The 24338-nt window shown below is 45.5% G+C and carries 12 protein-coding genes; 7 read left to right on the top strand and 5 right to left on the bottom strand.

The genetic code is table 11. The features are described 5' to 3' along the window. Positions 1–139: 139 nt before the first annotated feature. The 3 genes from QUB08_RS14670 to QUB08_RS14660 form a co-directional block, all read right to left on the bottom strand. A complete protein-coding gene (locus tag QUB08_RS14670) occupies positions 140–1207 on the bottom strand; it encodes an LOG family protein (protein ID WP_333225388.1) in 1068 nt (355 codons plus the stop codon). 189 nt (positions 1208–1396) lie between these two features. Further along, positions 1397–1720, bottom strand: coding sequence for a thioredoxin (trxA, locus tag QUB08_RS14665; RefSeq protein WP_006631199.1), 324 nt, complete (start codon positions 1718–1720; stop codon positions 1397–1399). Positions 1721–2229: 509 nt separating this feature from the next. Continuing rightward, positions 2230–3393, bottom strand: coding sequence for a GuaB3 family IMP dehydrogenase-related protein (locus tag QUB08_RS14660; protein WP_333153376.1), 1164 nt, complete (start codon positions 3391–3393; stop codon positions 2230–2232). Positions 3394–3501: 108 nt separating this feature from the next. Here QUB08_RS14660 and QUB08_RS14655 point away from each other — a divergent pair, with 108 nt between their 5' ends. Continuing rightward, entirely contained in the window at positions 3502–4710 is a 1209-nt protein-coding gene (locus QUB08_RS14655) for a lipid-A-disaccharide synthase-related protein (RefSeq protein WP_333225387.1), read from the top strand. Between the two features lie 300 nt (positions 4711–5010). Here QUB08_RS14655 and QUB08_RS14650 read toward each other — a convergent pair whose 3' ends face one another. After that, positions 5011–5712, bottom strand: coding sequence for a polysaccharide deacetylase family protein (locus QUB08_RS14650; protein WP_333225386.1), 702 nt, complete (start codon positions 5710–5712; stop codon positions 5011–5013). 343 nt (positions 5713–6055) lie between these two features. Between QUB08_RS14650 and QUB08_RS14645 the strand changes: the two genes are divergently transcribed. Further along, complete coding sequence (locus QUB08_RS14645) at positions 6056–12931, top strand: AAA family ATPase (RefSeq protein WP_333225385.1); 6876 nt, start codon at positions 6056–6058, stop codon at positions 12929–12931. Between the two features lie 187 nt (positions 12932–13118). On the opposite strand, the gene QUB08_RS14640 is transcribed toward QUB08_RS14645, so the two are convergent. Beyond that, positions 13119–14318, bottom strand: a complete 1200-nt coding sequence (locus QUB08_RS14640) for a response regulator (RefSeq protein WP_333225384.1) — start codon at positions 14316–14318, stop codon at positions 13119–13121. A gap of 1136 nt (positions 14319–15454) precedes the next feature. Here QUB08_RS14640 and QUB08_RS14635 point away from each other — a divergent pair. The 5 genes from QUB08_RS14635 (at position 15455) to QUB08_RS14615 (ending at position 24331) form a co-directional block, all read left to right on the top strand. Next, on the top strand, positions 15455–17671 hold the full coding sequence (locus tag QUB08_RS14635) for a transporter substrate-binding domain-containing protein (protein WP_333225383.1): 2217 nt from the start codon (positions 15455–15457) through the stop codon (positions 17669–17671). Between the two features lie 196 nt (positions 17672–17867). After that, entirely contained in the window at positions 17868–18782 is a 915-nt protein-coding gene (locus QUB08_RS14630) for a sigma-70 family RNA polymerase sigma factor (RefSeq protein ID WP_333225381.1), read from the top strand. Further along, a complete protein-coding gene (locus QUB08_RS14625; protein ID WP_333225380.1) occupies positions 18722–20524 on the top strand; it encodes a tetratricopeptide repeat protein in 1803 nt (600 codons plus the stop codon). The genes QUB08_RS14630 and QUB08_RS14625 overlap by 61 nt, the downstream gene beginning before the upstream one ends. Positions 20525–21042: 518 nt before the next feature. Continuing rightward, the gene (locus QUB08_RS14620; RefSeq protein WP_333225378.1) at positions 21043–21927 is read left to right on the top strand and encodes a hypothetical protein; all 885 of its coding nucleotides are present in this window, start codon (positions 21043–21045) and stop codon (positions 21925–21927) included. A 736-nt stretch (positions 21928–22663) separates the two neighbouring features. After that, the gene (locus QUB08_RS14615) at positions 22664–24331 is read left to right on the top strand and encodes an ABC transporter ATP-binding protein (protein ID WP_333225377.1); all 1668 of its coding nucleotides are present in this window, start codon (positions 22664–22666) and stop codon (positions 24329–24331) included. Positions 24332–24338: the final 7 nt, after the last annotated feature.

Genomic DNA, 24338 nt, shown 5'->3' with positions numbered 1-24338 from the left:
TTGGGCATACCTCACCACGCTTGAGAACCGCTATAGTAGGGTGCGTCTGAGGTCTAAACCATTAATAATCGCTCTCTAACGAAAGCCTGACGCACCCTATAAGTCTAATAACTAATGACTAATGACTAATAACTAATGACTACTTTTGTTCTGGATGCGCGGCTTCCGGCGAAGCTGCACCCATTTGATTTATAGCAGCAATTAGCTGATAAAGTCGCCCCAAATCCCGCTGGTTGAAATGCAAAGTCAGGCGCGGCAGATCGAAAGTTGCATCTCCTATTTCCGGTGGCAAAGCTTGACTTTTTTCAATTTTTCCGGTGACAACAATATCGCTAAAATCAGTATTTAGCCGATCGACATTCTCCTCAGAAAGCTCTGTTTTCAAGCGAATTACCAATTTTTCGCGCACGTAGCGGCAGGAGTGATAAACCAGATAAAAACTACCGATCGCCTCGCAAGCGACATTTACATCGTCAGTAATCGTATACAGGCTGCGATCGTCGGCTGAAATCAAACCCCGGCCCCGCAATTGTTTTTGCACAAAATAATTCCAATCAAGCCAATAATCTCCTCCCGGTCGATCGATCAATACCAAAGGAGCCGGCCCGAACTTGCCAGTTTGAATCAAAGTCAGACACTCAAAAGCCTCGTCCAGAGTGCCGAAACCGCCCGGAAACAGAGCTAAAGCATCACTCTCCCGGAGAAAAAATAACTTGCGAGTGAAAAAATATTTAAAATTGAGCAATTTGGGATCGCCGGCAATGAAAGGATTAGAACTCTGCTCGAAAGGTAACTGAATGTTGAGCCCAAAAGAACGTTCAGCCGTCGCCCCCTCGTTCCCCGCCTGCATAATTCCCCCGCCGCCGCCAGTAATCACCATAAACCCCTGCTGGGCCATCGCCCGCGCAAAGTCTCTCGCCATCAAATATTCTGCAGATTCCGGAGACACCCTCGCCGAACCAAAAATCACAATTTTGCGAACGTGGCGGTAAGGATAAAACATCTCAAAAGCGCTCTCCATATCTCGGAGCGACGCCGCAATAATCTTCCAGTCTAGGCGATCGAGATCCTCTCCGGCCATTTGCACTATAGTAGAGAGCGATCGTTCGATCCACTCAGAGTGCTTCAACATTGGCAAGCGATCGACCAAATCGATCAATTCAGCTTGGAGGGACTCAAAACCTTGACCAGACCCAGAACGAATCATGAATTTTTCCGAAACGGTAACAAATTGTCGCTACTAAAAATTAAGGGGCAAGCCAAAGTTAGAAGCCAATAGCCACCAGCAAATTGCCATGCTGGCCACTAATAACTTTTCCCGTAGCTTAGCCCCGGTTCTGAAGCGAGTTAGCTTTCGCGGCCCACAAAGAACAGCGCGAAACCCCTCGCAGTTCAGTTAAATGTACTTTTCCAGAGTGTTGGCCAGAGTAGTTTTCGGAACTGCCCCAACCACCATATCCACACGTTGACCGCCCTTAAATATCATCAGCGTCGGAATGCTGCGGATACCGTATTGGCTGGCCACGTTAGGATTCTCGTCGGTATTAACTTTTACTACCTTGACCTGCCCTTCATATTGCTGGGCAATTTCGTCTACGACGGGCGCCACCATCCGACAGGGCCCGCACCAGGGAGCCCAAAAATCCACTAGAACTGGAACTTCGCTATCGAGCACTTCCTGCTTAAAGGTAGAGTCGGTTACTTGCGCGGCTGCTGACATCCCTAGCCATCCTTGTAAATACTATTTCTCGGATAACAAGTCTAGCAAAAAGTGTAACCACTTGCGTCAACGATTTTAACAGAATGCTTCCGAAGCAAGAAGGAAGAAGGCTTCCGAAGGCAGAACGCACAAGGCATTCGACAGAAGGCTTCCGAAGGCAGAACGCACTTATGCAGAAGAAAAATTCTCCCACTCTCCCCCTCTCCCTCTCCCTCTCCCTCTCCCTCTCCCCCTCTTCCTCTCTTCCTCTCTTCCTCTCCCCCACTCTCCCCCTCTCCGGAGCTAAGAGCCTCAGCCCTGTACCTAGTAAGCAAGAGCGAAGATTTTCGGCAAAAAAGGAACCGCCCGAACAGTAGTCCGGGCGGAGTGTGGTGTGAGGAGTGAACGGAAACATGCGTCTCCGCTTCTTCTATTGTGACATCTCCTTCTCGATAATTCCACAATATTCTGTAAATTTCGAGACTGTGGAACAAATTTTGTCAAGGTATACTGGTATTCGATCAGTAAATCTACTTACCCATGCCCAACTGCTGAGCTTTTTGATAGACTTTACCCTCAGTCAGCAGAGAAGGAGCAATTACCACTTCCACTTGCTGCATCTCCTTAAGATCCTTAGCGCCCAAGGTACCCATGCTAGTTTTCAGAGCTCCGAGCAAGTTGTGCGTACCGTCATCTAGCACTGCAGGCCCGCGCAAAATTTGCTCCACAGTACCCGTAGTCCCCACGCGAATGCGAGTGCCACGCGGCAAAACTGGGCTGGGAGTCGCCATCCCCCAGTGAAAGCCGCGGCCGGGAGCTTCGGCAGCCCTGGCAAAGGGCGAACCAATCATCACTGCATCGGCACCGCAGGCAATGCACTTGCAGATATCGCCGCCGGTAATTAAACCGCCGTCAGCAATCACCGACACGTATTTGCCAGTTTCGCGATAGTAGTCGTCCCGCGCGGCGGCGCAGTCTGCTACCGCTGTGGCTTGGGGAACGCCGACACCCAATACGCCCCTAGATGTGCAAGCAGCCCCCGGCCCAATGCCCACGAGAATGCCCGCGGCGCCAGTTTTCATTAAATTTAGGGCGACTTCGTAGGTGACGCAGTTGCCCAAAATTACTGGTATCGGCATCTCTTGACAAAATTGAGTTAAGTCTAGAGGCGCGATCGACTCAGGGGAAAGGAAAGCTGTCGAGACTACTGTTGCTTGCACAAAAAATATATCGGCTCCCGATTCAGCAACCGCCCGGCCGTATTTGCTCGCAGCCGCCGGTGTACCGCTGACGGCGGCAATCCCTCCTCCTGCTTTAATTTCTTTAATTCTCAGCTCGATTAATTCTGGCTTGATGGGTTCGGCATAGAGTTGCTGCATCAGGGAAACAAATTCGTGGTTCCCGACACTGGCGATGCGCTCTAATATTGGCTGGGGGTCGGCATAGCGGGTTTGAATTCCTTCTAGGTTGAGCACGCCCATTGCTCCCAATTCCGACAGCAAAATGGCCATGCGGACATCGACTACTCCGTCCATTGCGCTGGCGATAATCGGGATTTCTCGATCGATCCCGCCAATCTGCCACTTGGTATCTGCCAAACTCGGATCGAGGGTGCGCTGTCCTGGTACAAGCGCGATTTCATCTATGCCGTAAGCTCGGCGAGCACTTTTGCCCCGCCCAATTTCAATATTCACGCTGTTTCACTTCCACAATGTATTTAAATTAGAGTAACAAAATCGTAGCCGGTCGGCAGGTAGCGATCGCGCAAATGAGTTTAAAAAGCCTGATCTTGATTGGATTTTATGAAATCGAAGGGGATACTTTTCCTCAGCAACGGCCACGGGGAAGACGCGATTAACTGTCAAATTCTCCAAGCTTTGAGAGCATCTGGCACGGATGTTGATGTTTCGGCGATGCCGATTGTAGGTGACGGGGCTGCTTACCGCCGATCGACCGTGCCCATTATTGGGCCCACCAGTCAAATGCCGTCTGGGGGCGTTTTTTACATGAATCCCCTGTTTTTCCTCAAAGATATTGGGGCCGGGCTGATTGCTTTGACTTGGCAGCAATTGCAGGCTGTTTGGACGCATTCGCGCCACTGCGATTTGGTGGTGGCGACTGGGGATATTGTCGCCGGAGCGATCGCCCATGCCAGCAACCGCCCCTATATAATTTTTCTATCGGCCCATTCTAGTTATTACGAGGGGCGAGTCGATTTGGGTTTAATCTTGTGGCAGTTGCTTTGCTCAGAGAAATGTCTGGCGGTTTTTACTAGAGATGCTTTGACTGCTGCTGACTTAAACCGACAGGCTTTAAAGAAAGCTCAGTTTGTCGGCCATCCTGTCATGGACAACCTCAATTCTACGGGCAAAGATTTGCAGTTAATACCCGGAGTTCGGACGATCGCCCTTCTCCCAGGTTCTCGCCTCCGGGAAGCCACTAACAACCTCGTTTTGCTCCTGGAACTGGTTAAAAAAATTGCTAGTAACTCTACTGTACCGGTGCAGTTTCGGGCTGCTTTAGTTCCGGATTTAATGACTCAATTAGAGGATATTGCGGCGCGATGCGGATGGCAAATGCGATCGGGAAAGCTGATTTTTCCAGCAATCAAACGGTCTTTTCATGAAGAAAAAATAGTCGAAGTGATGTGCTGGGCCGATGCTTTCGCCGATATTTTGCAGCAGTCGAGTTTAGTAATTGGGATGACTGGAACTGCTGTCGAACAAGCTGTGGGCTTGGGAAAACCTGTAATTGCAGTACCGGGAAACGGCCCAGCCTTTACCTATCGGTTTGCGGAGGCTCAAAATCGGCTTTTAGGTGATTCCGTGCAGGTTATTGGCACGCAACCAGCAAATTCTGATATTCTCAAGGAAACTGCAAGGGCCGTCGATCGCACTTTGCAAAATGATAAATATTTAGCCAGTTGCATTCAAAATGGTTTAGAGAGAATGGGGCGATCGGGCGGCAGCATAAAAATTGCTAATTACGTGACAAACTATCTTGGTTATTGATTGTGGTAGGGTGCGTCAATCGATTTGAGATTTGAGATTTGAGATTTGAGAATTGAAGCATTGACTTGCGCGAGATAAATACGTTCGGCAAGTTTCATCGGATACAGGTTTTTTATTTCTGGGTCCTGAGTCTGCTTTCGGAATGAATCACGTGGCGGGTATCCTGGATGCTTGATTGTCAGGTTTGAAATTTTCAAGCGCCACGAAAAGTCTAATTCTGACGCACCATTTATTTCCTGGTGCGTCAGTATGAGATTGTTGATTTGTCGCGAAAATAATTGTGGCTGACGCACCCTACTGCTATTTCAACAACTCAGAAACAGTTTTAAATTCGTAACCTTTCGACTGCAAATCCTTGACAATCATCTCAGTTGCTGCTACGGTTTTCGAGCGATCGCCCCCACCGTCGTGCATCACCACAATCGAACCCGATCGCACATTGTCAATCACCCGATTTGCGATATCTTCCGCCGTGAGAGTTTTTTCATAATCTTGGGAATCCACATCCCACATAATCAGTTTTTTGTCCATTTGGGATAACAAATAAGACAAAACTACAAATCGCCTACCCCAAGGTGGCCGAAAACTAATACTGTCTTGCTTCACCCCAACTTCCTGCAAAAGTTTGTCCGTTTTTTCAATCTCAGACAGCAAAACTTCCTGGGGTTTAAACATCATATCTTTGTGAGAGTAGGAATGGTTTGCCAACTCATCTCCCCTCGCCACAATCATTTTCACGATTTCTGGATGTTTCTCAATATTGCGACCGATTTCAAAAAAAGTTGCTTTAACTTTATAGCGGTCTAAGATATCTAAAAGCTGATTTGTATAGGGAGGATAGGGTCCGTCGTCGTAGGTGAGGGCAACAACTTTCACTTCGGTATCGGCGCGGTTGATGCCGAAATAATTGTGAAATTTAGTAACTTTAATTAACAGCGATACTGCGAAAATTAACGCTATTGTGAAAAGCAGAAACTTTTGTAAAATTTTACCGATTCGCATAGCTGCACGCACTCGATCGAGAATGAAAGTGGATTGTTGTCAGATTACCACAATTGGGTAACTGAATCCTTAAGCTATTTTATCATTAATTATTGCCCGTTCCGAACTTTTTCAGTTTTGGCGATCGTACAATAGCTAGACGCTTCAAGTGCCAGTACACTTGTATCATACATATAGCGTAAGTAAGTCCAGAGCAAAAAAGCAATAATAAAAGATCCGGAGTTGTGGGGGGTGTAAGGCAAGGATGTATATTCGCAGCGAGTTTACTGTTGCTCTCACCCGCTCCTCCCCATGTTATATTTATTTGTATACTCAACTTTTTTAGGCAGCAATAATTCCCAACATGATTTCACTGCCAGATATCACAATTGTCAGCCAGATTTACGAAAGTGCTAATTCCCTCGTATACCGAGGCATCCTCAAATCTAATCAGCAACCTGTAATTTTGAAACTCCTCAAAGAGGATTACCCCACCCCAGCCGAACTCTACCGCTATCAGCAGGAATACGAAATCACTCGCCTTCTCAACCTAGAGGAAACGATTAAAGCCTACGAACTGCGAAAATACGATAACACACAACTCATGTTGTTGGAAGATTTTGGAGGAGAGTCCTTAAAAATCCTGCTGGATGGCCGTCCCTTGGCATTACCAGAGTTTCTCCACCTAGCCATCCAAATCACAGATGCGTTAGGCAAAGTTCATCAAAAAAATGTCATTCACAAAGATATCAATCCATCTAATATTGTCTTGAATCCTCAAACAGGACAATTAAAAATTATTGACTTTGGCTTATCTACCATCCTATCCCAAGAGAATCCCAGCCTCAAAAGTCCTAATCTTCTAGAAGGGACATTGGCTTATATGTCTCCAGAACAAACAGGCAGGATGAATCACTCACTAGACTATCGCACTGACTTTTATTCTCTTGGCGTTACTTTCTATGAGCTGCTAACCAACCAGTTGCCTTTTGAATCCGTTGATGCACTTGAGTTAGTCCATTGCCATATTGCAAAACAACCCACTCCACCTCATGAAAATAATCCAGAAATTCCCTTGACTGTCTCAGAAATTGTCATGAAGTTAATGGCCAAAATGGCGGAAGATAGATATCAAAGTGCTTGGGGAATCAACGCCGATTTAAAAACTTGTCTCGCTCAATTTAGAAATGGTAAATTTCAAGCTTTTTCCTTGGGATACCAAGATATTTATCCTCAATTGCAACTCCCTCAAAAACTGTACGGGAGAGAATCACAGATTGAGTCCTTATTGAGTGCCTTTGATCGTCTAGCGTCGAGACAAGAAAAACAAGTAGGGGCTGGTTTAGCAAATAACCTGAGTAACCCAACGACAACTCAGTCAAAAAATCGGCCCGTAGAGACACAAACTGAACTCATGCTAATTTCGGGATACTCAGGTATTGGGAAATCAGCTTTAGTTCAGGAACTGTATAAGCTCATCACTCAAAAAAGCGGCTACTTTATTGCAGGTAAATTTGACCAGTTGCAACGCGATATTCCCTATCAAGCTTTAGTCGCTGCCTTCCAAGAATTGGTGCGACAATTGCTCACCGAAACTGAACGCCAATTACAACATTGGCGAGAGAAGATTCGACGTGCATTAGGAATCAACGGACAAATTATTATTGATGTCATCCCCGAAGTGGAACTGATTATTGGCAAACAGAATCCCGTCCCAGAATTACCTGCAACCGAAGCAAGAAATAGGTTTAATTTAGCTTTTCAAAACTTTATTCAAGTTTTTTGCCAAAAAGAACATCCCCTCGTCCTATTTCTAGACGACCTTCAGTGGACAGACAGCGCTACGTTGCAATTGCTCCAGTTGATCATGACCGATTTTACTACTCAATATCTGTTTGTAATCGGATCTTATCGAGATAACGAAGTCAGTGCAACTCATCCTACTATGCTGACTTTATCTGAGATGAAAAAACAGGGAGTAGTAATTAATCATCTCTCTCTTTCACCATTGAATTTAAACCAGGTTAATGAATTCATTGCGGATACGTTGAAAACCGAGTGCGTCCCTACGCAAAGATTAGCCGAGTTGGTTTGGCAAAAAACACAAGGAAATCCCTTTTTTATTAAAGAGTTTATCAAGTCACTTTATACAGAGCAATTGCTGAATTTTGATCCAAATGCTGGGGCTTGGTATTGGGATTTAGAGCAAATTATAACGAGGAATATTACTGATAACGTTGTTGAGTTCATGGCCGATAAAATTCAAACATTATCAGAGTCCGCACAAAAAGTTTTACGATTAGCCGCTTGCATTGGCAACCAATTTGATTTAGAAACGCTTTCAATTATTAATGAAACTTCTCAAAAACAAACGGCTGATGAATTATGGAATGCTATTCAAGCAGGATTGATATTACCCCTTGGAGATGATTACAAATTCCTGAAAACAAACCGAGAGGCCAATGACTTAAAAATTACTTATAAATTTGCTCACGATCGCATCCAGCAAGCCGCCTATTCTCTAATTCCCCCAGACGACAAGCAAGCGGTTCACTGGAAAGTTGGGCAACTGTTGTTACAAAATACACCACCACAGGTACTCCAACAAAAGATTTTTGATATTGTCAATCAACTAAACTTCGGTATAGAAGCAATTGACGTTCAGTTAGAAAAAGATAAACTTGCTCCATTAAATCTGATTGCTGGCAAAAAAGCGAAGGTATCAGCAGCTTGGAAACCGGCTTGGAATTACTTAAGCATTGGTATAAATTGCCTGAGTGCAGATAGTTGGCTTCGTCAGTATGACCTAACTCTAGCACTGTATGTGGAAACAGTAGAAGCTGCTATCTTGAGTGGCCATGTTGAGGAAATGGAAAAATTGGCTGACATTGTGCTTCAACAAGCTACTTCATTGCTGGACAAAGTGAAAGTCTATGAAGTCAAGATTCAAGCCTATACAGCACAAAACCAACCCTTAGAAGCGATAGATACGGCCCTTTCAGTATTAAAGCTGTTGGGGATTCGCTTTCCCAAAAAACCAACAAAATTAAATATTTTCCTTGAACTGGTGAAGACTAAGTTAAGTTTAGCAGGGAAGCGAATCGAGGACTTAATCGACTTACCCGTGATGACTGACCCTTATAAGTTGGCAGCTATGCGTATCTTATCAGATATAGTGTCCGCTGCCCATTTGTCCAGACCTGACTTGCTACCGCTAATGGCGTTTAAACAGGTCAATTTATCCATAAGATACGGGAATACTTCTGTGTCTTCTTGTGCCTATGCTACTTACGGACTCATTCTGTCTGGAGAAACCGTAGGAGACATTGAGACTGGCTATGAATTTGGACAACTTGCTCTCTTGTTACTCGATAAGTTTAATGCTAAAGAACTCAAACCCCGAACCATATTTATTGTTAATTACTTTGTTAAACATTGGAAAGAGCATCTTAGGGAAACTTTAAACCCTTTGCAGAATGCTTACTCGATCGCCCTAGAAACAGGAGACTTAGAATACGCCGCTTATTCAGCTTGCGTATACTGCTACCACTCCTATGTATTGGGGAAGGAATTGGCAACACTGGAGCGAGAGATGGCCATGTACAGTAATACCCTCAGCCAACTGAAGCAAGAAACATCATATTACTATAACCAACTCAATCGACAGGTTTTATTGAACTTGATGGGACAGGCTGAAGATAAATGCCGTTTAATCGGTGAAAACTATGACGAAACAAAAATGTTACCCCTGCATCAAGAGGCAAATGCTCAAAATCTTTGTCGATCGGTCTATTTTTACAAGCTATTTCTCTGCTATATTTTTCAAGACTATCAGCAAGCTATAGAAAATGCTAAATCAGCCGAAAAATATAGCGATAGCGCTGTAGGTACTATTCCTCTCTACCATTTCTACAATTCTTTAGTTTATCTGGCTATCTATTCTGACGCACCACAATCCGAGCAAAAACTCATCCTCCAGAAGGTGAAAGCCAACCAGAAAAATATCAAAAAATGGGCGCACTTTGCTCCGATGACTCATCTCCATAAATTCTATCTAGTGGAGGCAGAGCGATATCGAGTTTTGGGTGAAAATGCTAGGGCGATCGACTACTACGATCGCGCCATTGCCTTAGCCAAAGAACATGACTACATCAACGAAGAGGCTTTGGCTAATGAACTGGCTGCCAAATTCTACATCGCTTGGGGAAAAGAGCAAGTTGCCCAAGCCTATATGACAAATGCTTACTACTGCTATTTACGTTGGGGTGCCACAGCTAAAATCACTGATTTGAAAGGACATTATCCAAAACTTTTAAAGCGTTTTACGACAGCCAATACGTCCCTATATTCGCGCAACAGCCTGTCTAATACCTCTGGCAGCACTTCAGGTGAACTCCTGGATTTGGCAGCCTTGATGAAAGCATCTGGGGCAATTGCCAGTGAAATTGAGTTGGATAAACTCCTGACGACTTTGATGAGAATCCTGCTGGAAAGTTGCGGGGCACAAAGTGGCTATCTAATTTTAGAGTCTCAAGGACAACTAAGAGTCGAAGCGTCAGGGGAGGCCAACTCAAATCAGGTGATAGTGTTGCAATCGACTCCAATAGAAACCTGCCTGCCTTTGTCGATTATTCACTATGTTGAAAGGACTCAGGAAGGACTGATTGAAACCAATGTTGCCCGTGAAGGGAGATTTACTCAAGATGCTTATATCAAAACACAGCAGCCCAAGTCTATCCTTTGTGCCCCTCTGCTCAATCAAGGGCAATTAATTGGAATTGTTTACTTGGAAAATAATTTAGCAGATGGCGTTTTTACACCCGATCGCCTGGAAGTGATTCAATTGCTTTCAACTCAGGCGGCGATCGCCCTTACTAACGCCAGACTCTATACTCAAGTACGATCGACGCAAAATCGCCAGAATAAATTCCTTAATGCCATTCCTTTTGGCATATCCGTTCACGACGCCAAAGGACAACTGGTTTTCGCCAATCCAGTTTCACAGCAGTTACTGAATATTCAAGATTTACCCAAAGCCGAAATCGAGCAACTCTCAAAAACCTATCACGTTTATCGGGCAGGCACAGGCCAGATGTATCCAGTGGAACAGCTACCCTTGGTGCGATCGCTTCGCGGTGAAAAAACATGGGCGGATGACTTGGAACTGCACTACAGTGAGCGAATCGTTCCCTTAGAAGTAACTAGCACGCCAATTTTTGATGACACGGGTAATGTAGAATATGCGATCGCAGCTTTTCAAGATATTAGCGATCGCCAGCAAGCACAGATTACGGTCATTGAAAATGTCCGTTTAGAACAGGAAATTCGCGAACGCAAAAAAACAGAAGAGGCTCTGCACCAGAGCGAGGCACGCTACCTTGGTATTCTGGAAGACCAGACAGAACTGATTGCCCGGTATCTGCCAGATGGTACCGTTACCTTTGTCAATGAAGGCTACTGTCGATTTTTTGAACAGACAAGGGAACAACTCATAGGCCATCACTACGAACCTGTCGTGTTTGAGGAAGACCGCGAATATGTAACCAGACTAATCAATTCCATTAGCAAAGAAAATCCCGTTGTCACAATTGAAAATCGGGTGATTGTTAGCTCCCAAGTGCGTTGGACGCAGTGGGTTAACCGAGGGATATTTGATGATTCCGGTTGCATTGTTGAATTCCAGGCGGTAGGACGAGATATCAACGCTCGCAAAAAAGCCGAAGCAGAACTCGAGCAAGCAAAAGACGCTGCTGAAGCTGCCAACAAAGCTAAAAGCACATTTCTTGCCAACATGAGTCATGAATTGCGAACTCCCCTCAACGCCATTATCGGCTTTTCTCAACTGATGAATCAGGATACAAATCTGTTAACTGAACAAAAAGAGAACCTTAACATTATTTATCGTAGTGGAAATCATTTATTATCTCTAATTAATGAGGTACTTGACCTTTCCAAAGTAGAAGCGGGACGCATGACTCTATCGGAAACTAACTTTGATATTCATCAATTACTAGCTGATGTCGAGGAGATGTTTGCGTTGAAAGCCAAATATCAAGGCTTACAATTACTGTTTGAATGTGCTGCCGACGTTCCTAAATATATCTATGCTGATGAAGTTAAGTTGCGGCAAGTGCTGATTAATTTAATCAGTAATGCCATTAAGTTTACCTCTTCGGGAAGCGTGTCTGTAGAACTAAAAAGTAAACAGGCAAAAACCCAAAGTGAAGCCGAAACACAAATAACCACAAACCAACAACAAACAACCATTATCTTTGAAATAAAAGATACCGGACTTGGCATCGCTGCAGACGAACTAGAGAAACTATTCAAACCCTTCGTACAAACAGCATCAGGTCAAAAAGTGCAGCAAGGAACCGGATTAGGACTGACGATTAGCCGTCAATTTGTCCGCTTGATGGCAGGTGAAATCACCGTTATCAGCGGTGGCAAAGCTTTCACCCCTGGAATGCCTCTCAAGGAATTTTTAGAAGAGACAACGGGCACAACATTTAAATTTGACATTCCTGTGGGCCTCGCTGATGCCAGCACAATTCAAAATCAACCCCACAGTCGTCGCGTCGTTGCCCTAGCGCCTAACCAGCCCCAATATCGCATCCTAGTAGTGGACGATCGAGATTACAATCGGCAACTGTTAGTTAAACTCCTCAAACCTGTTGGCTTTGAAGTGCAAGAAGCGAGTAACGGTATTGAAGCGCTGGAAATTTGGGATTCCTACTCACCGCATCTGATTTGGATGGACATGAGAATGCCCATTATGGATGGGTATGAAGCCACGAAACGCATTAAAGGCACCATTAAAGGTCAAGCTACTGCTGTTATTGCTATTACTGCTAGCGTGTGGGAAGAAGAAAAGGCAGTTATTTTATCGGCTGGTTGTGATGATTTTGTGCGAAAACCGTTCCACACAGAAGCCATTTTTGACATCCTGGCTAAACATTTGGGGGTCGATTATATTTATCAGGAGCAAGAGCTACCCTCTCCCCATTCTAATGTGACTGGAGAACCGTTAAATTTCACTGATTTATTAACAGCGATGTCAAAAGAATGGATAGTAAAATTATATGAAGCAGCTATTGACGCTGATTCGGAATTAGTTTTTCAAATCCTAGAGGAGATTCCTGAATCTCACGCTTTCGAGCTTCACACTCTCAGAAATTGGGTGACGAAGTTTCAGTTTGAGAAGATTCTTGATTTAACTGAACCCTTGATTGGTGAATGATGATACAGCAGATTGCAGGTTTATGAAGTAAACTCTCGATCGATCCCCCTGGCGCCCCCCTTAAGAAGGGGGGGACAAGAGTATTCAAAGTCAACCCCTACTCCCCTACAACCAGGGGGATTTAGGGGGATCGAGACTCAGCTAAAAGCGAGATTTCTTGGCTCGGATTGCGTAAGTAATGTTTATGCTATTTGATGCTAGTACGCCGTTGGTTCTGTTCCATCATTGACTTTAATGGCGACTGTTTTAAGTCTGTAAGATCGCGGATGGTAATTGAGCAACCGTCTCCCAATTTAACAGCAGTGAAATAATAGCATTTGCCAAGGTAATGACTTTCTAGATGAACCTCTCCTTCAAGCGATTCTCCAGTCTCAACAACTTCTACTAATAAATCAAACAATCCTGGACTCAATTGATTAAGCAGTTTTCTCAGCACGGGTTCCCCCGCGAGTTCTGTTCGTTTTTTCCCTAAGAGTCTGGCAAAGACAGGGTTAACTACCAAGCAGCGAAAATCTTCAATTTCTCCAGCAATATCCCCCCTCATCGCCTCTACTGCAGCTATTCCATCCAGAGATGAGTTTAGCAAATTTGCCAGCAGGGCGCGAGATTGGTAGGCAATTTCTGCGGTTTGCTGGTGTCGCTCGATTGCTTCTTTAAGCTGGCGTTTTTGGTGCTGGATAGTGACCTGAGTTTCGAGGCGCACTAGCACTTCTTCCGGCTGAAAAGGTTTAGAGATGTAGTCAACTCCCCCTACCTTAAAAGCTTTGACTTTATCAAAAACTTGGTCAAGTGCGCTTAAGAAAATAATCGGAATTTCTGAGGTATTTTCATCAGATTTGAGAGCTTCGCAAACTTGATAGCCGTCCATGTCTGGCATTTTAATATCCAGCAATATAGCATCGGGGGGATGATTGCGAACAGTCCTCAAGGCCATCGTACCATTGGTGACGCAGCGAACTTTATACCCATTTTTAGTCATAATTTCGGTGAGAAAATGCAGATTCTCTGGGAGGTCATCAACAATTAAAATGTTACCTTTGGGAGTTTCTAATTGATTGATTTCACTTGTTTCAGCCGCACCCATCGCCATAAGTTCGCCTTCGTCTTTGGTATGGGCGATCGCACTTGTGGTGTTTTGCTTCTCTAGCAGAGAGCGGAAGTTATTCTTAGTAACTTTTTCTCCCATTACGTCTGAAAGGCGCTGCCACAGGAGGGAAGATGAATCTTTGATATGTCCTACGCTGAGGTACAAGCTGTCAGCAACAGCACTATAAGTTGCGTTTTTCCAAGCAGCTTTTAAGATTTCCTGCTCGAGAAAATTTAACGGTTTACTGGTTTTTGACTCTAAGGCTGATTCGATAAATTCTAGAGCTTGTTCAAAAGTCATGTACAAATCAATCTCATCGGGTAAGGTTTTTTCAATTGGGCACCCTAACTTTGAGTTATACACCGTACTAAGTCGGTGGAGAAATTCCTAATAGTTATTATGACAGACTTATTGACACTTACGCTCCGGGGCGATCGCCCCCGATCCTCATTTTACCTTGTCGAAGCAAAAGTAGCGATCGCGCCCCCCTAATTCTTTGTGAGGGCGATCGGCTTAAACCCTTGTCAGCACAAGGCTTTTAAGTTGCTTGTCACCCCCTCGACGCCTACGACATCGAGTCTTTGAAATATATAAAGCTCTTAACAAATCTGAAAAACGGGTTCATTTTTCATAAATCTGAGTTCGCTACCTAGCGGAGAACCGTATAAATCACTACCAAGGCTTGTATTTATCCAAAAGACAAGCCTTGATTAGTTTTTATATGGTCACATAAAAACATCCGCCGATTAGCGCCGACAATTCCCTTAATTTTCAGTATTATCACTGATGTATTTTAGCGCGTGATAGTGTATATCTCACTCAGAAATATGCCCATTAGGCAAAGATCCGACTTTTCCGACTTTATGATCCGACTTTTCCGACTTGCTTTATGCCTATATTCCCAACATACTATTAATAGCATCTACCAAAAGACAGATAACAGTGCCAGTCATGCTGTCGATCTGCTCCATCTAAAGATAGATAGTAAAACCAGGGCGTCCGACTTTTCCGACTTTACGATCCGACTTTTCCGACTGACAGGGGTAGGGGAGGGGAGCGATGATAGAGATATGGAAAGGATACAGCCTCAAGAAAAAGCATTGCATCATTTTGGGATGAATCTTGTAGGGTCGATCGAAGATCCCGCCGGCAAAATAAGGGTTTTCAGCTTTGATAAAATTCAAAACCATCCCGCAAATATGCAACGCTCTTTTTGAAAGGTGCTGAAAGATATGGAGGAAAGTGGGTGCACTTAGCTGTTTTCCAAGTCTAAGCGATCGCTCGGTTAACACAACAGCAATAGGATAATTCACCTATTGCTTAACAAAACCATCCAACAATAGCAACGTGCCGGAATTGGCTGCGGTTGGAGCAGAAATAAGAATTGATCGGAACCCCTGTTAATTGAACACACAAATTATCTAATTACCAGGATTATGACCATCCTTAACTACAACGAAACTACCTACCTGCAAGAAAATCCCGACGTGGCACAAGCCGTAGCTTCAGGCATTATTCCCAACGGCTTCGAGCATTGGGTAAAGTTTGGTTTTATTGAAAAAAGAAACCCACAAATTTCCTTCAACGAGCAATTTTATCTAGATGCTAACCCCCAGGTAGCAGCAGCAGTTGCCAACGGTAGTTTCTCAAGCGGATTTGAACATTATGCGCGGTTTGGAGCCGCTGAAGGTCGAGATCCCGTTGCCAGTACCACACCCACAGGATCTCAACTTCAAGAAATCTTAAAGCGCGGGTTTGTGCGGGTTGCAGTTAACGAGGATGCGATCGGATTTAGCAACCGAGAAGCCGACGGTTCATTTAGTGGGATTGGCATTGATTTTAGTCGCGCCATTGCCACTGCTTTGTTTGGGAACCCGAATGCAGTAGAATTCGCAGTCGTCAAGGCGGGTGAAGACTTTAACAGTGTTGCCAGTGGCGCAGTGGATATCGCTGCCACCCTGCCCACTCAATCTGTGCTCCGCGATGCCAGTTTAGGAGTAGATTATTCGCCTACAGTTTTCTTCGACACTCAAGCGGTATTGGTGCGTGGTAATAGTGGAATTAGTTCTGTTGAGCAGTTATCAGGAACAACCATCGGCGTATTAGCAGGAACGCGCTCTGGGCAAAATTTAATAGATGTCGCCCAACGTGCCGGAATCGCCCTCAATATCCAAACTTTCCCCTCACAAGATGCTCTGTTTGGCGCTTACGATGCGGGACAATTGGGGGCAGTTTCGATTAATCGCGGGGTTCTCAGCAATCGCATTCCCACCTTATCCAATCCGGGAAATCAAGTCATCCTGGATGAAGCCATTTCTAAAGAGCCTTTAGCACTCATCGTGCCGGAAAATCAGTCTGAATGGGCTGATGTGGTGCGGTGGGTGGTCAACGCTCCCATCCAAGCCGAATTTTTTGGCATCAACTCCCAGAATGTGAATGAATTTCTTGATGGAAATTCCGCCAGTAAGCGCTTCTTAGGCGTGGAAGGGAATTTAGGAGAATCTTTGGGGCTCAAAAATGATTTTGCCTTGAAAGTTATCCAACAAATTGGTAATTACGAAGAGATTTACAATCGCAATTTCAATCCCGAAGTGCTGCCGCGCCAGCTCAATGAACTAATGTTTGTCGAGCCTGGGGGACTGCTTTATTATCCACCATTTTCGGGGACTGACGAATTAAGTGTACCCTTGGTGAATAACGACAACCGCAACGTTTTACAGGAAGTTTTAGACCGGGGGTTCGTGCGCGTTGGGGTGAGAAATGATGCACCTGGACTCGGTTTTTCTGACCCCAACGGCAATTTAACCGGATTTGATGTGGATTTGGGTCGGGGACTAGCAGCTTCCCTATTTGGCGACCCCAACGCAGTGGAATTTGTGATTCAGAAAACCGGTGCTCAGCGCTTCAGCGATGTCGCCAATGGCATTGTTGATGTAACTAGCCGTAACGCTACACATAACCTCAAGCGGGATGCTTTGCTGGGGGTAGATTTTGCCCCCATTAATACTTACGATGCTCAATTTGTAGTAACACCAACCGCCAGCGGAATTACCTCTTTTGAACAGCTTGCAGGTCGCCGAATTGGGGTGAGTGCAAATACCACTTCTGAGGCAACTCTGCGAGAAAAGCTGAGTGCTTCGGGCATTAATGCGGAAATCGTAGCCTTAGATAGCTTCCAGACCCTATTTGATAGTTATATCAAGGGCGAATTGGATGCGCTCACCGGTGATGGAGGTCTGATTATCTCTCGTCTTCTCACCTTACCCCCTGAGCAGCGAGACCAGCATCAGCCATTTCCAGAAGTCTTGGGAGAGGAGCCTTTAGCAATGGTGGTGGACGAGAATCAATCCCAGTGGAAGGATGTGGTTTCTGGAGTTACTTATTCTCTTTATGAAGCGTTAGAACTGGGTTTAACTTCAGAAAATGTGCGCCAGGAAATCAATAGTTCAGATCCAGTTGTCCGCCGCTTTTTGGGAGTGGAAGGAAATGTGGGAGAAAGTCTGGGTTTGTCGAATAATTTTGCTTTGAATGCGATTTCTGCCGTGGGGAACTATAACGAGATGACCGCTCGCAACTTCCCGGGTATTCCTGTTAGCCCTTTGCAAGCGCCTTATACCGAGGGCGGTTTCTTGTTCTCCGTTCCTTTTGCTTAATTGGCTTGAGTCGGGGTGATTCACGAATCACCCTTGCAACAATAAACCTTGAATATTGGCTAAGGACACTGAATCCAATCTTTAGCCGGATAAATACTCAGACTAGACTCAGCTAGATGTTTCCGGGATTGGGGTGCAACGAAAAAAGCAACAGAAAAATGTTCCTTCACATCTATCTTTCACCACCTTTAAAATCATGTCAAATTCTCAATCACTTATTGCAACAGACATTCGGTATTGTCCAGAAGATATAGAGAAAGCATTTTGGCAGCTATGGCAGCAGAACCGAGATTATCTTTACCGTTGCTGTCTCAGGTGGATGGGAGGGAATCCTACTGATGCGGAAGAGGTGCTCAGTCGCGCCATGCTCAAAGCTTTGGATAAATTGCCAGACTATGCCGAAAAAATCACCAATCTCCGAGCTTGGATCACCCGCTTAACCCATAATTTATGTATAGATATACACCGAGAACGTCGCCGGAAAGCAATGCAGATGGAGGATATTGAAGAAGTAGCTGCTACAGGAAATTCAGCAGTTATTTCTGGTTTGAACTCTCCTGAAGAAGCACTTCTACATCATGAGTTGGGACAGTACATTCGCCGCGCTATTGATACTCTTCCTTCTCGATTACGCAATCCGTTTATCCTGCGTTACTGCCACCAGATTGCCTATCAAGATATTGCCCAACAACTTGCTCTCTCGCTCAATAACGTTTACAAGCGCATCCAACAGGCACGAGAACTTCTGCAAAAGCGTTTGAGCAGGTATTTGTCGGGGGTGGATGATGCTTTGTTAGAGTCCTCCGAGTCCTCTAAAAAGGGGGACGTTGCCTCGATGGGCGATGATTTTGCTGTAGGGGTAGTGCCCCCGTGCCTACCCCGTCAAGATTGTGGGGCAGCCACGGTTGGGGCAGCCACGGGTGAGGCAGCCTCCGTTGGGGCAACCACGGGGGAATTGCCCCTACAATCCGATGAAACGATCGCATCCGACTCGATCGCCCCCATCCCTCAGAACATTGGCGAGACAATTAATTATCAAGTAACAGCAATATGTCTAGAAACAGTACACTCCGGGTGGTATCCCTCACTCAGTCCTGTGGGGTGGAGTTGAATGCTTACCTAGTTCTCGACGAAAAGCCAGCCCGAATTGACCAGAAGCTGAAAACATTAAGTGAGTACGTGCAGCAGTATCCTTCTGGGTGGAAGAAACGGTTGGAATTGGCGAATCTGCTGTATGCAATGGGTCGTATTGAGCAGGCGGTTGAGGAGTATCGCCAAGTGATCGATCGGCAGCAACCATTGATTGGCGTGCGGTTGCAATTGGGGAAACTCTTGCAGCTTATGGGACAAGAGGTTGAGGCCATAGCGGTTTATGAAAGTGCCTTGGCCTATGCACGCAATCAGGCGACTCGGCAGCATATCAGCGGATCGATCGCACTCTGTAGAGGTGACACTCAAGCCGCGATACTCGCTTTTGAGTCGGCGGCTTCCCTAGAACCAGATAATGCGGCTCACTGGCTGGCGTTGGGGCAGGTGCAAAGGGGGAGAGGGGATGCGGTTGCAGCTTTGCGAGCCTTTGATGCCGTTTTGTCACTGCACCCGGATGATGTTGTAGCGCTGATTGACAGCTACGACGCGAGTCAGGCGGTGGGGAATGTGCGCCAAGCGCAGCGGCGGTTGAGCAAAGTGCTAGAGGTGGCTCCGGGTGATTTCCGAGCGCTCAAACGACTGGCGGATACTCGTTGCCGGATGAGATTGGTATCGGGTGAGGAGGGAAAGCAGACTAAACAGATAATTGGTTCTGTGCTGCAACTGGCTCCTGATGCGGCGGATGCCCGCGACTTGCTGGCATATTATCACGTTTTCCGGGGGGAGTCGGCTAACGGGCTTGGGGTGTTGGAACGGTTTACTGAGGAACACCCGAATCATCCTAGGGGTTGGTATTCCTATGGGCGGTGCTTGTTCCATACGGGGGAATATCAGAAGGCGGCTGAGGCGATGCTGAAAGCTTATCGTCTGTACCCCAATGATTGTGAAATCGATCGGGCGTTGTGTGAGATTTTGCCTTTAACCTCTCCCCCAGTTCCTCTCGATCCCCCCCAGCCCACAGCAGGGCGGTTTCATTCTCAGAAAAAACGTGAATTTTGTAGGGGTAGTGCCCCCGTGCCTACCCCCGACCCAGACGATTCGATCGGGATGGAAGACCAAGAGGGCCGGCACGGGGGCACGGCCCCTACGGATAATGAAACAGCCCTGGGGGATTTAGGGGGATCGAACCGTCAAGTAACCCTTACATCAATAGTAGAAGAGATGCTCGATCGTTTTCCCGATCGCTGGAGTGTTTGGACGACGGCGGGGCGGGTGTTGGTGGAAAGTTTTCAGGAGATTGAGCGAGGGTGTGGTGTCTCTGTGCGGGGGACGCAACTTGAACCGCAGTTACCTGATGCTTGGTTTGGTCATGGGCGGGTGTTGGCGCTGGCGGGGAAACACCGGGAAGCGGTGGAGGCTTTGGCGCAAGGATGGCAGTTGTTACCAGAAGAGGGGGGTTATCTGCAATCTGTGTCTGCTGCGGTGTGGCTGGGGGAGAGTTATCGGGTGTTGGGGGATGAAGTGGCGAGTCGGAAATGGTTGGAAAAGGCTGGTCTGTTCCGGGAATTGATGGAGTTTGACCCGGCGATGGCTGGTTACTGGCAAGGGAGAGCGTTGTTGGGGTTGGGGGATGTGACAGAGGCTGTGGAGGCGTATCGAAGTGCGTTGAGTCGGCGGTTGCTCTACCCTTTTCGCGGGGAGGTTGAGGAGGCTGTGAAACGGTTGAAAGGTAAGAGGCGAAAGGGCGATCGTGCTAAAGCGTAGATCCTTGATTTCTTAGGGAAGTCGGGGATCTGAACCTCTCAGAGTGCATTGAGTTAGGAAAAAACAGCCTCTAACTCGAAAAATTCAGAAATTGACCTCTGGATTCGTCTTATAGGTGTAGAGACAAACATACAAATTCGTCTCGACAGAAAGCACAGCAAATTCATCTAAAGAAGGAGAAAAATAATGATAAATAGGTGGAGACTCTAAAAGTAAAAATCAATTCTGAGCGAAAATTAATCAGTAATTGAAAATAGATGTAGGGTAGGCACTGCCGTCAGCGCCTACCCTACATTTTTTGTTGCTGACCTCAACTTGATGACAAAATCTGGTGTGATTGGAAATTAAAGTTCTTGTGCTGAGGGTGCATTTATCTAGGAAAAAACAGCCTCTAACTCGAAAAATTCAGACATTGACCTCTGGAATCGTCTTATAGGTGTAGAGATGGAAGGCGTAAATACAAATTTCGTCTCGACAGGGAAAGGTCAATAACATCCATCAGGTTAGGAAATTAGAAAATGGCTAAGATTCGTTTCAACAAGCTACAGTGCCGAAAAACAACAAGTGGTGGTGGCAAAGATGACACTTATGCAAAGTTTTTTGTGGATGGTAACTATCATAGTCGATGGCCGGACAACGGTGATTGCGACATGGGTGTAGGAGACGAGGCATACGTAGACCGCCAGTTCGAGTTCAAGAATTCTTTAAAGGTAGAACTGTGGGAATATGACAGTACGTCTTCCGATGATTATATGGGTGCTTACAAATTTGATGCATCAGAACGAGGTTCCGGAACTGCAACGCTTGCAAATCAAGAAGAAGGAGATGAATACAAACTCCAGTACGAATGTCTCGGTCAAAAGGCTAAAACCCTTCGTCTCGATTCTGGTAAGTGCGTATTAGTATCATCGGGGATAGATTCTAAGGTTATTGATGCAGCTTTTAATTTAGCAAGTGAGGTTTCCGAGGCAGCGGGACGTGTGCTTGCAAAGACTGAAAACCCCAAAGCTAAACTTGTTGGGGAGGCACTGGACGCAGGTGCCAAAGTTCTGATGCGTATTCCAGAATTAGTCAAGGCAATCAATGACGTTGGGGGTTATCCGGATCAGCTTTACCTGACTCGCACTAACCAACCAGGCGTAAATCGTCGGTTTTGGCCTGTTGGCGAATACTACGAAATCCGGAGCGGTCAGATTGTGCGTTTCGACGATGTGCGTTTTCCGCTTACCAGCCCCGTTGATATCAACCTTTGGGAGTACGATTTTGGCTCTGGGGACGATCACCTAGGTAGTTTCTCGATCGACACTGAGGAATCATTGGGTGTTCATGTGAAAACCATTACAAGTTCAACGGAATGTTCGATTTATTTGGTAGCATACCGCGTTACAGAAGAGGAATGGTAGTCCCTGGTAGGGCAATATTGTAACGGTGAAGCGGTGACGCTCCAAAACACCAAGTTCCACATCCTCGCCAAGCGCAACAGCTTCAGAGATAGCTGTACCATCTTTTGGCAGTTCCTCTAGCTGAAAAGAGCTCGCTCCTCACCCTGATTTGATTCAGGAGTCAAGAGAGCATCGCTCCTTTAACCACCTTCCAGCTACTTGCCTAACCTCTGCTATTTAAAACAGCCGAATACTGATAAATAATCCGAGCTAAAAACTTTAAAAACTCGGATTATTTATCATCTATATGTCGTTTTTTGAGTAATATAATGTTTATATAAACTCTGATTTTTAACCTTGACATTCTATTTACCATCGATTAGTATTGAGGAAGTTGAGAACAAACAACTCAATCAAAAACAACAAAAAAAGGACAAAATTATGCGGATACTTCGTAGATTGTAAACGATTTGGGTTTTAAAAATAGACCTCTTGCAAAAATAATTAGGACGGGCTCTGGGGCCCATCCACAAAAATCATTTTTTATGGTGGGGTAGGCGTCTCGCCTGCCCTATAAATTGATGAAAAAGACTTTTGCAAGAGGTCTAATTAATCCGTCAAATCATCTTGATAACGCTGATTAACTGCGAATAAAAATCGCTATAGGGTGGGCATTGCCCACCCTACTTAGTAAGTATCTATCAAGATTATAACTGTAAAAGTACAAATCGTGCCCGCAGACAAACTCTCATAACTCATGGAACTGATTTGGTTCTTTAAAACCCTCAACAAATACATTGCCTCCTACAAATGGCAATTCATTTTACTCTTTACCTGCCTGATATTCGACGCAGCATTTGATTCAGTCTTCCGAGCCAGCTTAAAATTTATCATCGATGCCGCCATCGTTCCCCAAAACTATGGCCTTCTGGTTCTAATCCTGTCATTGCTAGTCGTCGGAGCAATTCTATATGCCTGCATCGGTTTGCTAGGAATTTTCCTAGGAGCGCGTTTGGGCATTTTAATCACCAACAATATCCGACACTCTCTATTCGAGCATCTCCAAAGCCTTTCAATGGAGTTTTTTGGGCGACGTTCAGCCGGGGATATTGTCAATTGTCTCATCGCCGATGTTCAAAAGGTGGAAAATGGTGTAATTACAATGGGGCTGACAGTCGTTGTTTTACAACTGTCTAACTTCCTATTTTCTCTGGTTTTTCTCTTCTTCCTCAACTGGCAATTAGCCCTGCTCAGTTTAATCGGTTTAACCATATGCACCATTGCCCCAGCAAAAATTGCCAGCCTTGCCACCGAAGTCGGCTATAAGTTGCTGCAAAAAGAAGGACAGATTGCCAGCGTTATCGAAGAGAATATCCTCTCGCAAACCGTTGTCAAGATATTCGGGCTGGAAAACCAAATGACTGAGGATTTTGCCACCGATTTGAATGACTTAAAACAAGTTTATGTCCGGGCAACCTTTCTCTCCTACTTAGTGCAGAAAGTACCCATGATTGGTTTTGTCATGACGCAGCTTATCGTTTTAAGTATTGGTGCAGTGATGACCTATAGGAATATAATTTCTGTAGGAACTCTTACCTCTTTTCAAGTTTTAATGGTAGGTTTGAATCTCAATATTCTTGGTTTAACTTCGTCAATACCTGCATTTATCGATGGAGTAGCAGGGCTGCAACGCATCAGCGATATCTTATCAGAAACCCCGGTCATTCAGGATGCACCGGATGCGATTAATTTACCTCACTTTTCCAGTGATATTAACTTTGACGATGTTACCTTTAGCTACTCCCAAGATAGAGGAGGAGTTAAAAATCTATCCCTGAAAATTCGCCAAGGAGAATTCGCGGTATTTGTAGGTGAAAGTGGAGCAGGCAAAAGTACAATTGTCAACTTGCTAACGCGATTTTATGACCCGGATAAAGGACGCATTCTGTTTGATGGAATTGATTTACGTCATGCAACAGTACGCTCCCTTCGTTCTCAAATCGGACTGGTTTCTCAGGATGTAATTCTCTTTAATTGCTCGGTGCGAGAAAACATCCGCATGGGCTATCTAGAAGCCACTGACGAACAAGTCGAAGCCGCAGCCAAAGCCGCCGAGATTCACAAATTTATTTTGTCCTTACCCCAAGGCTACGACACACCCGTTGGTGACAGGGGCGGACAGTTATCAGGGGGACAACGGCAAAGAATCGCCCTCGCTAGGGCGTTGGTGAGAAATCCAGCAATTCTGATTCTGGATGAAGCCACATCCGCCCTCGACCCCGCCACAGAAGCCGAAATCCTCGCCACCATCGAGCGCATCACCAAAGAACGCACGGTGATTTTGATTACCCACCGCATGGCCCATGCCTTGCGTGCGGATGTCATGTACGTGCTGGAAAACGGCAGCTTGGTTGTTAGCGGTTGACACACAC

It is taken from the genome of Microcoleus sp. BR0-C5 (genome assembly GCF_036705045.1).
Classification (GTDB): Bacteria; Cyanobacteriota; Cyanobacteriia; order Cyanobacteriales; family Microcoleaceae; genus Microcoleus.
This window is presented reverse-complemented; position numbering and strand designations above follow the sequence as displayed.

Bases quoted from the DNA above. Each gene is read 5' to 3' on its own strand.
- QUB08_RS14620 (WP_333225378.1), top strand. From the start codon at position 21,043: ATGGCTAAGATTCGTTTCAACAAGCTACAGTGCCGAAAAACAACAAGT.
- QUB08_RS14655 (WP_333225387.1), top strand. From the start codon at position 3,502: ATGAAATCGAAGGGGATACTTTTCCTCAGCAACGGCCACGGGGAAGAC.
- QUB08_RS14615 (WP_333225377.1), top strand. From the start codon at position 22,664: ATGGAACTGATTTGGTTCTTTAAAACCCTCAACAAATACATTGCCTCC.
- QUB08_RS14640 (WP_333225384.1), bottom strand. From the start codon at position 14,318: ATGACTTTTGAACAAGCTCTAGAATTTATCGAATCAGCCTTAGAGTCA.
- QUB08_RS14630 (WP_333225381.1), top strand. From the start codon at position 17,868: ATGTCAAATTCTCAATCACTTATTGCAACAGACATTCGGTATTGTCCA.
- QUB08_RS14635 (WP_333225383.1), top strand. From the start codon at position 15,455: ATGACCATCCTTAACTACAACGAAACTACCTACCTGCAAGAAAATCCC.
- QUB08_RS14670 (WP_333225388.1), bottom strand. From the start codon at position 1,207: ATGATTCGTTCTGGGTCTGGTCAAGGTTTTGAGTCCCTCCAAGCTGAA.
- QUB08_RS14650 (WP_333225386.1), bottom strand. From the start codon at position 5,712: ATGCGAATCGGTAAAATTTTACAAAAGTTTCTGCTTTTCACAATAGCG.
- QUB08_RS14625 (WP_333225380.1), top strand. From the start codon at position 18,722: ATGTCTAGAAACAGTACACTCCGGGTGGTATCCCTCACTCAGTCCTGT.
- QUB08_RS14645 (WP_333225385.1), top strand. From the start codon at position 6,056: ATGATTTCACTGCCAGATATCACAATTGTCAGCCAGATTTACGAAAGT.
- trxA (WP_006631199.1), bottom strand. From the start codon at position 1,720: ATGTCAGCAGCCGCGCAAGTAACCGACTCTACCTTTAAGCAGGAAGTG.